A 15,633-nucleotide genomic window follows, 5' to 3' on the forward strand; every position below is an offset into this window, starting at 1 on the left:
CTCGCGGCTGGTGCAATGGATGCACTTGCCGCCTCAATGCTGCTCGTGACCCGGTGCGTCCGAGCGCGACGTCCTGATCACGAGACCGTCCGGCGCAAAATGGGCGTTGAACATGCCGTCGCCCGCCACGCCGCCTTCGGCCCAGTGCCAGCTCCACACTTCCTCGTGGCTGAGCGCATATTTTGCTACCGTGGCCGGCTTGCCGAGCAGGCGACGCACTTCGTCCTGCGTCATGCCCGGCACCACCTGCGCGATATTCTGCGCCGTGAGCGCCTGGGTCATCGCCACGAGTTTGCCGTTCGCGTCGAAGTCGAGCATCCACGTGGTGAGGCCATTCGGGCCGCGCGGGTATTCCAGGCGCTGCGCGCCATCGTCGTCCTCCCACACCATTTCGGGCTTGCCCGCCTGCTGGCGTACGTCCTCGACGGTCGAGACGCCAATCTTCAGGCCGCCGAACGCCATCGAATCGGGCTTGATCGCGTTGACCGCGTCGGCGACCTTTTGCTGGTCGCACGCGGCAAGCAGCGTGGCGCAGAGCGCAATGAGGATCGCGGCGATCCAGGGTTTTCGTTTCATATCCACCTGACGTTGCGGCTCGAAAGCGCCGGGAAGTTATTCGGACAAGGCGGCACTGGCAACGTTCGCAGCTGCGTCGCGCCAGGCGCCACGGTGCATTGCCAACGCTGCTTCGCGTTCGGACTCTGTAAGCATGCGCTTGACGAGTACGGCCTCCATGGCGTCCACGGCGCGCGGCGTGCGCAATATTTCCTCGTCGGCAACGCCACGCGAACGCAGTTCAACGCCAATCGGACTGAACGTCATGCCAAGCCTGCCGAGGTCGAAGCGCGCCTCCATCCAGCCCAGATACCAGTGCCACTGCGTGTAGTACCACCAGCTGCGTTCGTTGAACGCGCGAACGTGTGTCGGATCCTGCCATGCGCCATACGAAAGGTCGTAGGGCACGACCACGCGCATTGCGCCGCCATCGCGCAGCAGTTCGAGGCAGTGCGTCATGAGCCTGGTGAGAGCCGGCACGTGTTCGAGCACATCCGTCGCCTCGATCTCGTCGAACTGCCCCGCTTCAAGGCGCGTCAGGCCGTATGTGGGGCTGAAAAAGATCTGCTTCAAGCCTGCCGGGTGCGCAAGATCGCCAAGAATATCGGGCTGCCATTTCGGGTCGATGTCGATATTCAGTCGCTCGGGGTCGTAAGACTTGCCGCTGCCAAGGTTGATGCGGCGCGGCACCGGCAACGAGAGTTTCGGCAGCAGCGCCGCGAGCATCGCGGCCTGATCGCGGCGCGCGAAGATCTCAAAGCCGCGCTGCTCGATTTCGTGGCGGCGCGCGTCGTCTTTCACCAGCGCGATGCAGGTCTGCACGAGGTCACCGTAAGGAACGGCGACGACGGCTTCGCGCAAATCGTCGGCGATTTCAGTATCCGGCTCGCACTCGCTCACTACGGCCTTGCGGTTGGCAAGCAGCCAGGACGTGCGGACGACTTCGTGAATCTTGTCGTCGTAAAAGTGGACGTTGAGGACGACCTTGCTGCGCGCGATCCACTGATTGCGCCCGGCGCCGTAGACACCGCGCAAATGCTGCACAACAAGGCCCGCTGCGCGCAGTGCTTCGAGAATCTTGTGCCGGCGCTCGTTCAGGGAGCCGTAAAACAACACGTCGACGTCCTGTTGCTGCGCCGTCGTGATGCAGGTGAGTTGCGGTACATAACCGGGCGTGAGCACGTGCACGTGCGCATTGCCCGTGAGTTTGCGGATGCGCTCGACATTCGAGGGAGAGTAGTCGAGCACGGGATGATGCCGCAACATCTCGAGATAGTGCGGCATCTGGGCGGCCCAGCCGGCGCGCATCTGCTCGAGGTTGACGATGACGGTATTGGACGGCAGCACCGTCCCGGGCGCGAGCAGATGCGCGCCCAACACGAAGTTCACGCCATCGCCCGCGAGGAATTCGTTGTCGGCAGCGTCAACCTGCGCGCCGAGCGCCGCAAAAGCGGCCCGCAACCCGAAGGCATATTCCTGGAATGCCGCGCTATGCGCATAGCCCGCGGGCTGGGCCGTGACGATACGCACGCGCTCGAACAGGCGCGGCGGACGAGGGAAAATGGGGACGTTCTGCATCTGGATTGGCTCCTTGGTGCGCCCGGACGGGACGCCACCAAGCGGCGATCTCGAAGTATCCATTGACGCAAAACCATCCTATCCGCGCCCTCCTGCGATAGAAATCAGACTTATCTCAATTCCTGACAGATCTGTCCTGCAGCCCTCACAGCTTCTGCGCAATCGCGAGCGTGAAAATGCGCGCCCAGCGCTTCGCTTCGCGCTCGCTTGGCATCGGCAGTTCCCAGAGTGGGCGCTTCGGATCGGCTACGCGCAGCGCCACGTGCCATCCATTGGCATTGCGCGCCGGTTGCGCGCCTTGCAGGTCAGCGAAGATGTACGCGCCATGCGCCCCGCCCTGCGTCAGCTCGCAAAAACGCTTGCCCGCGGCCAGACGAGCCTCGCCCCATGCGCCGGCCACGCGATGCGTCCAGTCGCCTTCGCCGCGCACATTGGGGGCGACGTCGCGCATGCGACGCCACCACCAGGCGATGAGCGCGACGAACAGCGCCGCGGCAATCACGGCTGCGCCCACGGCAACGCCCGTGCCGAATTGCGCCGCGATGGCGTTGAAGGACCAGTACGCGCCATAAACGAGCGCGGCAAAGGCAAGGAGAACAACGACGATCGGCATGCGGGTATTCCTGGTGGCGGGAGAGAAATGCGAGGGAGAGGTGTCGGCTCGCCATTGCCGGCATGCCAGGACGAAACGCGCAGGGGGAATCGGGAAAGATCGCTGCGGGGCCCGCGCGCGTGGCCGGCCCCGCCTTTGACTACGGATTGCGGCGACTACTGCTGCGGATGCTGCGCGGCCCATTCCTTCAAGGCGCGCAACGTGTTCGCGACGTGCTGGTCCGGCGAGAGGCTCGTGTATTCGTAGATGATCTTGCCGTCCGGCGCGATCACATACGAAACGCGGTTGGCCATCGACTCGTGCATCGGCATCGACGCATCGTACGACTTGATGATCTTCGAATCTTCGTCGGCGGCCACCGGGAACTTGCTACGGCACTCGCTCACCGAGAACTTCGTGAGCGTGTCGATGTTGTCGTGCGAAACGCCGATCACGGTCGCGCCATACTGCTTGTATTGATCCACCGCATCCGCGAACTCGTGCGCTTCGATCGTGCAGCCCTTCGTGAACGCAGCCGGATAGAAGTACACCACCACGGGGCCCTTCTTCAGTTCCGAAGCGAGCGAATAGGTGTAGGTCTTGCCGCCCAGCGACGCCTGGGTCGTGAAGTCGGGGGCTGGATCGCCCGGCTTGAGTGTTGCCTGTGCAGACAGCGTAAAGAGCGCAAGCCCGGCGCAGACGAGCGCCGCGGCTCCCGCCGCAAAGAACCTCGGTTTCATATCAAATGCCCTCGAGTTGAATCGCCACGCCGGCGCGCGATTTGCCCGCGCATTTTGCCCATCATGCAAATGAGACTCATGACGGCGCGCGTCCGGCGATGCCGTTATTCAATCACACAATTGCGGCGCTCGCAGCGCACCTCGATGGCCGCCTTACGCCCCGCTTTCAGCCCTCAGCGTAGGCCGTGAACCACGCGCCGGCCCACAAGTTCAGCTCGCCCAGTAGCGGCGGCGTCAGCGCGTTGAACATGCCGCCCGCCTCGCTGGCAAGGCGCTGTGCGCCGTCGTGATCGCCGCGCTCGGCCGCGGTCGCGATACGCAGCAGCGTGCCCAGTTCACCGCGATGGTCATCCACGGCCTCGACGATCTCGCGCGCAAGGCCGAGGCGATCGAGCGTGTGCTCGGGCGTCGAGCCCACCAGCACGTGCACGAGCGAGAAGATGCCGGTCATGAAAGCGGCATCGGCGAAATCGGGGTCCTGGGGGCTCAGGCTGCGCGCGGCAAGCTCCATGAAGTGCGAGCGCGTGCCCGCGAGTTGCACCAGCGGGTCCGAGCCCCAGGGCAGATCGCGTCCGCTCGCGTAGAGCAGCAGTTGCGCCCAGCGTGCGATCTGGCGCGTGCCGGCCGCGAGCACCGCCTCGCGCAGCGAGGAGATCGGCCGCCCTGGCGAGTACGCGCTCGAATTGACGAGACGCAACAGTTGCACGACTACGCCCGGGTGGCTGCGCAGTTCGCGCTCGAGTTCGGCCGTGCCGACGTCATTCGCCACCAACGCGAGCAGACGCACGAGCGCAAGGCGCGATGCGCGCACGCGCGGCGCGCGCAGCACCTGCGGGCGCGCGAAGAAGTAGCCCTGGAAAAGTTCGAAGCCGAGCGACGAGGCCAGCTCGAAGTCCTCGCTCGTCTCGACCTTCTCGGCAATCAGCGTCTTGCCGTGCGCGGCGAGGCTCGCGACCAGCTCGGGCAGCGCGGCGCGCTCCGTCTGCATCAGGTCGACCTTGATGATGTCCGCGTAGGGCAACGCACGCAGCAGGTTCTCCGTGATCTCGCTCACGTCGTCGAAAGCAATGCGGTAGCCGGCGCGGCGTAGTTGCGCGAGGCGCTCCAGCACCGCGGCGTCGAAGCGCACGTGTTCGAGCACCTCCAGCACGAAGCGGCCAGGCGGCAGCAGATGCACGATGTCGTCGAACAGCAGCTCGCGGCTGATGTTGACGTAGCCGTAGTGACGGCCGAGCACCGCGGGCACGCCGAGCTGGCCGATCGTGCGCGTCATCACCTGGGCCGTGGCGAGCGCGTCGTCGTCGACGTCGGCGCGGTTCTGCGCACCGCCGCGAAACAGCAGCTCATAGGCGTTGAGCGCGCCATTGCGATCGAGAATGGGCTGCCGTCCGAGATAGACGAACGGCTGCGCGGCGCCCGAGCCCGCGCCGGACGCGGGTTGCGCCTGCTGGCGCGACGGCGGCTCAGGTGGCCGCTCAGCTTGCGCCGCGAGCGGCGGCCCGGACGGCTGCGGCACGGGCGCGGCATCGGCCTGCGAACCGGTGGATGTCCCGGGCGCAAGGCCGGGTTGTGAGGCTGACGGCATAGACGGCGCGGAACCAGGGGTGCCCCTGCCCGCATCGTCTCGCGCAGCCTCGCTTGCCGGCGCGGCAAACGCTGACGATGAATCGGACATGGCGGATGACTCGTACGGATGGAATAGCCGGTAATGGCCGCCGACGCGCCGGGCCGCCCCTGCGGCCCGCAAGACGGGGCGCTTTACGCGCGCCGACCTATCGCACATGGCGAACGGCGTCTCGACCGGCGCCACTTTAACCGAATCTGGACGCCGCCGCACCGCTCTCCCGTCACGTTTATGCGTTAGGTGTTTTTTCCATCACTGCCGCTAAAGATTTCCCGTCCGAGGTCGATAACTTGCTCTGATGGGCGGCTTCAGCCGGACATGGAAACCGGCCGGGACGCCAGAGAACGAACAAAGGGTTGCCAGCGACAGACATGGAAGCGAACAGGATCTCCGCGCCCCGCCAGGGCTGGTTGCGCACGGTCGTCGACCGGCTCTACGCGCTTGCCGGCCTGAAGGGCATTGCCGGCGACCCGTCCATGCCTGGCAACGCTCTTGCCGCTCAAGCAGCGCACGCACAGATCGCAACCGGCGACGAAGGCGCCGCGCCACTCGTACCGCCTTCGCCCCCCTCCGCCGGGCCCGACTACGCCGACGCCGTCTCGCTCTCGTTCGAGAACACGGCCGCCGCCGTAGATTTCCTCGTGCACGTGGACGCGAGGCTCCACTTTCTCTACGTCTCCGACGCGAGCCTGCGCTTTGCGGGTTATCACCGCGAGTTCCTGCTCGGCGCAACGCTCGCCGACATCGTCACGCCCGACGACCACGAGCGCCTCGAGGCGCTCTTTGCGCGCGCCGCCCACAGCGGCGCCGTGGAAAAGGACACGATCGAGCTCGTCAAGGCGCTCACCTACCCGCTTCCCGTGGAGCTGCGCGTGCAGCGCGCCCAGTATGGCGAGACGAGCGGCTTCGCGGTGGCGGGCTTCGACGTCTCCGGCTGGCAGGGCACCGAGGCCGCGCTCACCCACGCGCTCCATCACGATCCGCTCACCGGCCTGCCCAACCAGACCGCGCTCGCGCCCGCGCTGCAGCGCGCCCAGGCCGATGCGGACCATTTCGGCGTGCCGGCGGCGCTCCTGCTGCTCGACCTCGACGACTATCAGCGCGTGAACCGCGCACTCGGCTACGACGCCGGCGACGAGCTGCTGCGCGAGACCGCGCGGCGCCTCACGCACCTCGCACTGCAAGGCGAGATGATCGCGCGCATCGGCAGCGACGAGTTCGCCATTCTGATCACGCCGCAACGCCACACCGCACCCGACGAAGTGCGCGCCGCCGCCGAAGCGCTCGGCCGGCGCCTGCTCACCTCGATCCTGCAGCCGTACTCGTTTCGCAACCAGCCCGTACACCTTTCGGCGAGCATCGGCATTGCGTTCCATCCGGACCAGCGGCCGCACGCATCCGGCGCGAGTCACACCGACGACAGCGACGATGCCGGCGCCGACACCACGCCGCTCATCCGCCGCGCGGACCAGGCGCTCCAGCAGGCCAAGGCCATCGGCGGCAACACGCTGACGTTGCACGTGCCCGTCGACGATCCCACCGACGCCATGCGCCTGAAGCTGGAGTCGGACCTCTACGACGGTGTGCGCAACGGCGAATTCTCGCTACACTTCCAGCCCATCACGAGCAGCGCGTCGCGCGGCGTCGTGGGCGTGGAGGCGCTGATCCGCTGGCAACATCCATTGCACGGTCTGGTGCCGCCATCAACATTTATTCCTCTTGCGGAATCCGTCGGCCTGATTAATTATCTCGGCAATTGGGTTTTGAAGGCTGCCTGTATGCAACTGACCCAATGGGACGAACAAGGCATCGGGCTGCAATACGTGGCGGTCAATGTCTCGCCCCAGCAGTTCCGCAATCCGCGTTTCAGGGAAAGTGTCGAGGAGGCGATCGAGCTGACCGGTGTCGATCCGCGCCGGCTCGTGTTCGAGATCACCGAAAGCCTGCTGATGCACGATCCGCAGCATGCGAAAACGCTGCTCGAAGAACTGACCTCGCTTGGCATTCGCTTCGCGGTGGACGACTTCGGCACGGGGTATTCGAGCCTCGCGTACCTGCAGCGCTTCCCGCTTTCGAAGCTGAAGATCGATCGAAGCTTCGTCGAGAACCTCATCACTTCGCGCAACGATCAGGCGATCGTGAACGCGGTGGTGGGACTCGCGCGTACGCTCGATCTCGAGCTCGTGGCCGAGGGCGTGGAAACGGAGGCGCAGCGCGAGCTGCTGACGAACATGGGTTGCGAGCACATCCAGGGATGGCTCGTCTGCAAGGCGCTGCCTTCGGAAGAATTGCAGCAGCGCTTCGTTTCGGGTGCGTTGCACGTGCACGAGGTGCAATGATGCGGGCATCGCAAACCGCAGGGCTTTCGCGAAATTGACATGGTTCAGATGGTAAAGGCCGTTCTGCTAGACCGCTTGTGGGCCCGCATGAATGAACGCGGAGACTTCCCCTTGCTGTCGCAATCGCTGCGTACCACGGTCGCGGCGATGACGAACGACGACTACGATTTCAGCGCCCTCGTGAAGGTCGTGCTCTCGGATTTCGCGCTCACGCAGAAAGTACTGCGGCTCGCGAATTCGGCCATGTACATGGCGTTCGGCGGCAATATCACGACCGTCACGCGCGCGCTGATGGTGCTCGGCATGGACGCGGTCGGCCATCTCGTCGTCGGCCTGAAGATCGTCGATCACTTTCACCACAGCGCGCCGCGCCGCATCGACGCCAAGCTCGAACTGAACCGCACCATGCTTTCCGGCTGCGTCGCCCGCAAGCTCACCGAGCACGGCGACCTGCGTGCCGGCGAAGAAGCCGTGGTCTGCACGCTCATGCGCCAGGTGGGCAAGCTGCTCGTGGTGTTCTATCTCGAACCCGAGTGGGACCAGATTCGCCGCGAGATCGAAGAAGGCGCGAGCGACGACGAGGCCTGCCTCGGCGTGCTCGGCGTGACCTTCGAGGAACTCGGCCTCGAGGCCGCCTCGCGCTGGCGCCTGCCCGACACGATCCGCGCGGGCATGCGCCAGTACGACCCGGCCGACAAGGAACCGCGCGACGTGCAATGGCTGCGCGCCATCACCAACTACTCGACCGAAGTCGCGCGCGTGCTGACCACCGCGGGCCTCTCCGACGAAATGCGCGAAGTGCATATCGCGGAGCTCGCGCAGCACTACGGCCGCGCGCTCTCGACCGACGCCGACACGCTCGTGCAAATGAGCCTCGCGCTCGCGCGTGAGGAAGCCGAAGACGGCGTAATGCGCGAGATCGTCGAATTGCGCGCCAACGCCGACGCCATCGCGCGCGAGGCGCTCGATCCCGAGGCGCGCATTGCGGCCGGCGTTGAAGACTTGCGCGCGCTGCCACCCGATAGCGCGCTCAGCACCGCCCTCACGCTCGCGACCGAAACCGTGCTCGCGGGCCTGGGTTTCGCACGCAGTGTGGTGTTCGTGCGACAAGGGGCAAACATGTTCGTGGCGCAACACGGCTTCGGCCCGCACGTGGGCGACGTGCTGCCCAAGCTGTCGTTTTCCGCTGCGTTCCAGCCCGACGTGTTCCACCTCGCCATCGCGAACAAGGTGGGCATCTTCATCGAGAATGCGCGCGACACGAAGATTCTCGCGCGCCTGCCCGACTGGTATCGCTCGCGCTTCGAAGACGCGCGAGCGTTCGTCCTGCTGCCCGTGGGGGCGCCCGGCGTCGAGCCCGTTGCCCTGATGTACGGCGACTGGCTCGTGAACCAGGAGCCGCGCCGCATTTCGCAGAAAGAGATGAGCGCGTTGAACGATCTCGCGCAGCAACTCGCGCGCTTCTTCACGCACGCGCCGCAGACAGCCTGAGCATCAACTGACTCTCGACTGCGCGCGGCGCCGCGTTCCTTCGCGGCGCCTCCCTGCCCGTTAGTCTTCGATCCGTTCCAGCCCCTCGTCCTCCGCGTCGCGGCCGGACGTGCCCGCCCATTCCGCAGCCGCGAGCGAGATGGCCGCGACCGTCGCGGCGTCGAGCGGCGCGAGTTCCGCGCACAGCGCATCGACGCGGGCCCAGTCTGCGCGCTCCAGCGCCTCCGAAAGTTCGAGCAGTCGCCCGAGCGCGCCCTCGCGCTTCACGATCGCCGTGCGAATCGGCCTCGCCAGCGTGAGCACTTCGAGCGTGCTTTCGAGCGGACCGCCGAACACGGCCTCGACGAACGAGAACACCCCCACGAGAAACGCCGCGTCTTCCTCTTCGAGGTGGGCCTTGGCGAGCTTCGTCACGGCAATTTCCATGAAGCGCGCGCGCGTCGCCACGAGTTGCAGCAACGGGTCGTCTTCGGCGGCGATCTTGCGGCCGTCCGCGTAGAGCAGCAATTGCGTCCAGCGCGCGATGGCGTTGGTGCCGGTCGCATTGATCGCCTCGCGCAGCGTTGTCACCTTGCGGCCGATGTTCATGCTGCCCGAGTTGGCCAGCCGCATCAGATGCATCACGAGCACCGGGCTGAGCTTCAGTTCCGCTTCGAGCTGCGCAACCGTGGGCTCGGCTGCCAGCAGATGCAGCAGGTTCAGCAGCGCCTGGCGCGGGGCGCTCGAGCGGCGCGCGCCGCCGTGCGGTTTCGCGAAGAAGTAGCCCTGGAAGCGGTCGAAGCCGAGCTCGTGCGCGCGCTGATAGTCTTCCTGGGTCTCGACACCCATCGCCACGAGAATCTTGCCCGCCGCCTTCATCACGCTCGCGAACTTCGGCAGCACAGCGGGCGCGATCTCGCGAATATCGATCTTGATGGCGTCCACATACGGCAGCAGTTTCGCGAGCGACTCGTCCGCCTTCGACACATGGTCGAGCGCGAAGCGGTAACGTCGGCGATGCAGCGCGACGAGACGCGCGATCAGCTCCGGGTCCGCACCGATGTCCACGGGCAACTCGAGCATGACGCGCTCGGGGCTCACACGCTGCAGTCCGTCGTGAAAAAGCATGTCGCGCGTCATGTCGAGCCAGGCCGGATGGCCCGCGAGCGAGGCGCGCAAGGCAGGCGCGGCGAATTCCTTGATGAGCGCCGTGCTCGTGGCGGAAGGCTTGGGCGTCAGGCCCGAGGCCAGGTCTTGCGCGGCGGTCTGCGCCTCCTGCTCGATTTCAGCGCTTTCGCGCCGGTCCACGAGGCGTGGCGATGTCTCGAACGCGCAGAGGAGGCCTTCCCGGTCGAGTATCGGCTGGCGCGCGAAATACACGTCGATGGGCGGGCCGGCGTGTTCCGGCGACTGCGTGCTGCCCGCGACTCCTGACATCTGCGGCCGGTCTGCGGCGTTGAAGCTCATGGGGTCCCCCGCGCGGCGCCGCACGCATGGCGGCACCCTGGTCTTGTTTCTTGGCATGCCGCTGGCGTTTGCGCTTCGCACACGTTACGCACCGGACGCGGCACTTTCTTATCCCGATTTTATCCTGGCAAGTAAGGCGCGGAAATGAAGTTCTTCGTGTTCTGCGGGATTTTTTTCCGATTTTTGCGGTGCCATATCCATCACCGGCGCGGCCTCCTTTCGAAACACGAATGATTTGATATGCAATCCGAAGCAAATGCACACAAAAAAACCGGCCGGCTGGATTTCCTCCGGCCGGCCGGTCTATCGGTTCGCGCCGATTACTTCAGCACGACCTTCACATCGAAATACTTCGCCGCGAGGCGGTCGAGCGTGCCGTCCGCCTTCAGGTCCTTGAGCGCGCCGTTCAGCGCGGCCTTGAGCGCCGGATCGTTCTTGCGCACGCCGTAGCCCACGCCTTCGCCGAGCAGTTTGACGTCCACGACCTGCGGGCCCGCGAACGCAAAAGCTGCGCCCTGCGGCTTGTTCAGGAAGCCCTTGGAAGCGGCTTCGGCGTCCAGGAACGAGGCGTCGAGGCGGCCCGAAACGAGGTCCGCATAGATCTGGTCCTGCGTCGGGTACGGCACGACGTCCACGCCCGCGGGCGCCCACTTCGCCTTCGCGTAGGTTTCCTGGATCGTGCCCTGGAGCACGCCCACGTGCTTGCCCTTGAGCGACTCGGGCGTGGGCTGGAGCGTGCTGCCCTTCTTTGCGATCATCTGGTTCGGAATCGCGTAGATCGGGTCGGTGAAGTCGATGGCCTGGCGGCGCTGGTCCGTGATCGACATGTCGGAATTGATCGCGGCGAACTTGCGCGCCTGCAGCGCCGGAATCAGGCCGTCGAACGAGTTTTCCACCCACACGCACTTTGCCTTGAGCTTCGCGCAGACGGCATTGCCCACGTCGATATCGAAGCCCTGCAGTTCGCCCGCGGGCGACTTCGATTCGAACGGCGCGTACGACGCTTCCACGCCAAAGCGGATTTCCTTGATATCGGCGGCGCGTGCGGCACCTGCCGCGCCAGCCGTCATGGCAGCCGCGCAGAATGCGAGCGTTGCCAGCTTGTTCCAGTTCGTCTTCATCAGTGTCTCTTTCCAGTCAGATTGGGTGCGCCGGCGAGGCCCGTTCGTGCAGCTTCGTGCTTCGATTCGCCGCTAAAAAACGGCATCCCGGCGCGGGCACAGGATCGCTGCGCCAATATCACGGCTCAATTGCGCGCACCATGTGTGGTGCGCCGCAGCAACCGCGAGGGCGCGATTGTACCGCGATGGCGCGAGCGCCCCGCCGCGCGGACAGCTAGCGGCGAGCCGGCGCGGGGCGCTCGAACATGCAAATGGATGTCGTGGATGCGCACGCGCGCGAATGCGCGTGCGGCAAGCGCTCAGGCGAGCGCGGCGAGCGTCTCCCGGGTGGTATCGACGACGAGCAGGCCCGCGCGCAAACCCGGCTTCACGCCCGGATTCGGAAACACGATGCGCTCCTCGTCGTGCTGCACCACGTAGCGGTAGGCGCCATCTTCGGCCAGCACCTCGCCGCGCGGGAACGGCGTGAAGTTGGGCACGTCGGCGGCCACGTTAAGCTTGAGTGCGTCGCTCTGCTTCGTGATCTGGCCAATCACCGTGAAGATGCGCGGCATCTGCGCGCCCTTTGGCAGCGACAGTTCGCCTGCAACGAGGCGACGCACCGCGGCGTCGCAATTGGCGAAGCGCGCCAGGTCGTTCTGGCCGAACGAACGCACCTTGCCGAGTTCGAGCGTGCAGGCGAGCGCGCCGCACGTTTCGGCCGTGAACGACGACAAGGTCGCGCCCTTCTCCGTGTGGATCAGCACGGCCGCGATGTGCGCGTCGGCGAGCCATTCGAGCAACGCGCGCGCGGGCGGCTCGCCCGTGTGCGGCAGCAGCGCGAATTGCTCGAACGCCGAGGCGCGGATCGCCGTATGCATGTCGAGATGCCAGCGCGCGAGCGGTCCGTTCGACGCCTTCGCGAAGAACCGTTGCGCCTGTGCTTCGAGCGCCGCAGCGCGCGGCGCCTCGCGGCTCTGCGGCACACGCTCATGGCGGCCGCCGAACAGGCGGTTGAGATCGTCGTCGAGATAACGCTCGCCAGCGCGCATCGCGCCCGCGTTGCCGAGCACCGCGAGCACGCGGCAGGCTAGCGGCGCGCGCCCCGCCGCGATGTCGGCCACGAGTTGCGAGAGCAGTTCGATCGGCGCGGTCTCATCGCCGTGCACACCTGCCGAAAGCAGCACGCTGCGTGTCGTATCGTCCACGCGTGCCGGTTCCAGCTCCAGCACGCCTTCGTCGAGCCATTGCCAGCGCACGCCGCCCGCGCATTCGCCGCGCGCCGCTTCGGGCGTGGCTGGGCGATTGCCCGCCAGCGTGTACGCAAGAAAACCGGCGAGCGGGTGATCAACGCTGGAAGTCATAGAGCGATCCAAGGCCGAGAATCTGCGTGAGTTCGTCGAGCGCCGTGCGCGATTCGACGAGCAGCGCCGGATCGGTCAGATCCTGCGGCGCGAGCCGGTCGCGATAGTGCCGCTCGATCCAGCCGTCGAGGCGCGTGAAGAGCGCGTCGTTCATCCACACGCCGGGCGCCGTCGCCGCGCGCTCTTCCTCGGTGAGCACCACGCGCAGGCGCAGGCACGCCGGGCCGCCGCCGTTCTTCATGCTTTCGCGCAAGTCGAACACGAGCACTTCGTCCACCGGCCCGTTGCTCGCGGCCAGTTCGTCGAGATAGATCGCCACGTGCGGATTCTCGCGGCATTCCTGCGGCACGACGAGAATTTGCGTGCCATCGGCGCGGCTCAGCAACTGGCTGTTGAAGAGATACGACGACACCGCGTCGGCCACGCTCACGCGCGCCTCCGGCACTTCGATCACGTGGAACGGCGCATCGTGCGCCGCGAGTTTCGTGCGCAGTTCGTCGTACACCGCTTTCTGCTCGACGAACGCGCGCTCGTGGCAGAACAGCGTGCTGCGGTTGCCCACGGCGATCACGTCGTTATGGAACACGCCCGCATCGATCACATCCGGGTTCTGCTGGGCGAACACGGTACCGGCGTCGGCCAGGCCGTGACGCTGCGCAATGGCGCGGCTCGCCTCGAACGTCTGCCGCGCCGGAAAACGCTTGGGCTCCGGCCCGCGCCGGTATTCGCTGCGCCCGTACACGAAGAACTCCACGCCGCGCTCGCCGTACTGCGCGCTAAAACGCGTATGGTTGGCCGCGCCTTCGTCGCCGAGCGCGGGCGTGCCGGGCAGCGCCTCGTGCACGACGAAGTGCGACGGGTCCGCGAACACCGTGGAGAGCGTGCGGCGCGTGGCCTCGTGCTCGATCGCGCGATGCAGTTTGCTGCACAGATTCGCGGGCGTGAAATGCACGCGCCGGTCAGGCGTATCCGCCGAAGGGCTCACCGTGGCCGCATTGGCGGTCCACATGGCCGACGCGGAGCTTGCCGCTGCGAGCAGTTCGGGGGCGTCTTTCGCTGCGCGCGCAATCGCTTCGGCATCCTTACCGCCGAAACCCAGTTCGCGCAGCAGGCGAATGGACGGCCGCTCCTGCGGCGGCAGCACGCCTTGCGCGAAACCGAGGTCGGCGAGCCGCTTCATCTTGCGCAAGCCCTGCTGCGCCGCGGCGCGCGGGTTCGCTACGGACTTTTCGTTGCTCTGCGAGGCGACGTTGCCGAACGACAGCCCGGCGTAGTTGTGCGTGGGGCCGACGAGTCCGTCGAAGTTGGCTTCAAGGGTTTGCATCGTCGTTCCTTAGAAGTGAAGACCCGGCGAAACGCTCGCGGGCATCTGCAGTTGCGCGCTTTCCACCGAGGCCATCGGATAGGCGCAGTAATCGGCCGCGTAATACGCGCTGGGCCGGTGGTTGCCCGAACGGCCCGCGCCGCCGAACGGCGCGCCGCTCGAAGCCCCGTTGGTCGGGCGGTTCCAGTTCACCACGCCCGCGCGGATCTCGCGCGTGAAGCGCTGCCACAGCGCTTCGTCGTCGGCGAGCAGGCCCGCCGAGAGGCCGTACGCCGTGTTGTTGGCCTGCTCAATGGCGTCGTCGAAACCCGCGTAGCGGATGATCTGCGCGAGCGGCCCGAAGTGCTCCTCGTCGGGCAGATCGGCCACGCCGGTCACGTCGAGAATCGCGGGCGTCACGAAACCGAGCGCCGGGTCGCGCTGCTCCATTGGCAGCAAGGCGTGCGCGCCGCGTTCGAGCAACTGCGCCTGGGCGCTCATCAGCTTGCCCGCCGCGCGCGCCGAAATCACGGCTCCCATGAAGGGCTGCGGATCGGCGTCGTACTCGCCCACGGTGATGCGCGAACTCACTTCGACGAAGCGCGCGAGGAAACGCTCGCCGAATGCATCTGCGGGCACCAGAATGCGGCGTGCGCACGTGCAGCGCTGCCCTGCCGACAGGAACGCCGACTGGATCGTGTGATGCACGGCGGCGTCGATATCTTCGACCGGTGCGACCACGAGCGGATTGTTGCCGCCCATCTCCAGCGCGAGCACAATCTCGGGGCGCCCGCCGAACTGGCGATGCAACAGCGTGCCCGTGTCCGAACTGCCCGTGAAGAAGAGTCCATCGATCTGTTTATGATTCGCAAGCGCAATGCCTGTGTCGCGTTCGCCCTGCACGAGATTGAGCACACCTGCAGGCAAACCGGCTTCGTGCCAGATCTCGACCGTTGCGCGCGCAACTTCAGGCGCGAGTTCCGAAGGCTTGAACACGACAGCATTGCCCGCAATCAGCGCGGGCACGATATGGCCGTTGGGCAGGTGGCCCGGGAAGTTATACGGACCGAACACGGCAACGACGCCATGCGGGCGATGACGTAGCACCGCCACGCCGTCGGCCATCGACGCGCGCTTCTCGCCGGTGCGCTCGCCGTAAGCGGTGATCGAAATCGCGACCTTTGCCGCCATCGACGCCGCTTCGGTGCGCGCTTCCCAGAGCGGCTTGCCGGTCTCGCGGCCAATGGCCTGGGCGAGCGTTTCCTTGTTTTCGGTGACGAGCGCGGCGAAGCGCTTCACAATCTCGCAGCGCGCTTCGAGCGGCGTTTGCGACCACTCGGCGAACGCGCGGCGCGCGGCGTTGACGGCGCGATCGACATCTTCGGCGCTCGCGGCATTGCCGCTCCACACGGTTGCGCCGGTGCCGGGGTTGCGCGAAGCGAACGCGGGGCCCGAGGCCGCGCACCATTGTCCATCGATGTAAAGCTCGTTCATGGTCATC

The 15,633-nt window shown here is 66.2% G+C and carries 12 protein-coding genes; 2 read left to right on the plus strand and 10 right to left on the minus strand.

Translation table 11 applies throughout. The features are described 5' to 3' along the window. Positions 1-33 precede the first annotated feature (33 nt). From bamE to VSR72_RS07630, 5 genes are all read right to left on the minus strand, one after another. A complete protein-coding gene (gene bamE / locus VSR72_RS07610; protein ID WP_342951792.1) occupies positions 34-576 on the minus strand; it encodes an outer membrane protein assembly factor BamE in 543 nt (180 codons plus the stop codon). Positions 577-612: 36 nt separating this feature from the next. Then, the gene (locus VSR72_RS07615) at positions 613-2,133 is read right to left on the minus strand and encodes a hypothetical protein (protein WP_342951793.1); all 1,521 of its coding nucleotides are present in this window, start codon (positions 2,131-2,133) and stop codon (positions 613-615) included. A 145-nt stretch (positions 2,134-2,278) separates the two neighbouring features. Beyond that, the gene (locus VSR72_RS07620; protein WP_342951794.1) at positions 2,279-2,746 is read right to left on the minus strand and encodes a hypothetical protein; all 468 of its coding nucleotides are present in this window, start codon (positions 2,744-2,746) and stop codon (positions 2,279-2,281) included. Between the two features lie 155 nt (positions 2,747-2,901). Next, positions 2,902-3,465, minus strand: a complete 564-nt coding sequence (locus VSR72_RS07625) for a peroxiredoxin (protein ID WP_342951795.1) — start codon at positions 3,463-3,465, stop codon at positions 2,902-2,904. 166 nt (positions 3,466-3,631) lie between these two features. Further along, positions 3,632-5,050, minus strand: a complete 1,419-nt coding sequence (locus tag VSR72_RS07630) for an EAL domain-containing protein (RefSeq protein WP_342951796.1) — start codon at positions 5,048-5,050, stop codon at positions 3,632-3,634. A 410-nt stretch (positions 5,051-5,460) separates the two neighbouring features. Here VSR72_RS07630 and VSR72_RS07635 point away from each other — a divergent pair, with 410 nt between their 5' ends. Next, a complete protein-coding gene (locus VSR72_RS07635) occupies positions 5,461-7,428 on the plus strand; it encodes a GGDEF domain-containing protein (protein ID WP_342951797.1) in 1,968 nt (655 codons plus the stop codon). A 48-nt stretch (positions 7,429-7,476) separates the two neighbouring features. Then, positions 7,477-8,919, plus strand: a complete 1,443-nt coding sequence (locus VSR72_RS07640) for an HDOD domain-containing protein (RefSeq protein WP_342952031.1) — start codon at positions 7,477-7,479, stop codon at positions 8,917-8,919. Positions 8,920-8,979: 60 nt separating this feature from the next. On the opposite strand, the gene VSR72_RS07645 is transcribed toward VSR72_RS07640, so the two are convergent. The 5 genes from VSR72_RS07645 to astD all read right to left on the minus strand — a co-directional run bounded on the left by VSR72_RS07645 (position 8,980) and on the right by astD (position 15,626). Then, the gene (locus VSR72_RS07645) at positions 8,980-10,365 is read right to left on the minus strand and encodes an EAL domain-containing protein (protein ID WP_342951798.1); all 1,386 of its coding nucleotides are present in this window, start codon (positions 10,363-10,365) and stop codon (positions 8,980-8,982) included. Between the two features lie 320 nt (positions 10,366-10,685). Continuing rightward, positions 10,686-11,486: an ABC transporter substrate-binding protein gene (locus VSR72_RS07650; protein ID WP_342951799.1), complete on the minus strand. Its 801-nt coding sequence runs from the start codon at positions 11,484-11,486 to the stop codon at positions 10,686-10,688. Positions 11,487-11,785: 299 nt separating this feature from the next. After that, complete coding sequence (astE, locus tag VSR72_RS07655; RefSeq protein WP_342951800.1) at positions 11,786-12,829, minus strand: succinylglutamate desuccinylase; 1,044 nt, start codon at positions 12,827-12,829, stop codon at positions 11,786-11,788. Then, positions 12,813-14,153, minus strand: a complete 1,341-nt coding sequence (astB, locus tag VSR72_RS07660) for an N-succinylarginine dihydrolase (protein ID WP_342951801.1) — start codon at positions 14,151-14,153, stop codon at positions 12,813-12,815. The genes astE and astB overlap by 17 nt, the downstream gene beginning before the upstream one ends. Positions 14,154-14,162: 9 nt before the next feature. Beyond that, positions 14,163-15,626 (minus strand): succinylglutamate-semialdehyde dehydrogenase, encoded by a 1,464-nt coding sequence (astD, locus tag VSR72_RS07665; RefSeq protein WP_342951802.1) that lies wholly within the window; start codon positions 15,624-15,626, stop codon positions 14,163-14,165. Between the last annotated feature and the right edge of the window lie 7 nt (positions 15,627-15,633).

The sequence above is a fragment of the Paraburkholderia sp. JHI869 genome, assembly GCF_038900775.1.
GTDB lineage: Bacteria > Pseudomonadota > Gammaproteobacteria > Burkholderiales > Burkholderiaceae > Paraburkholderia.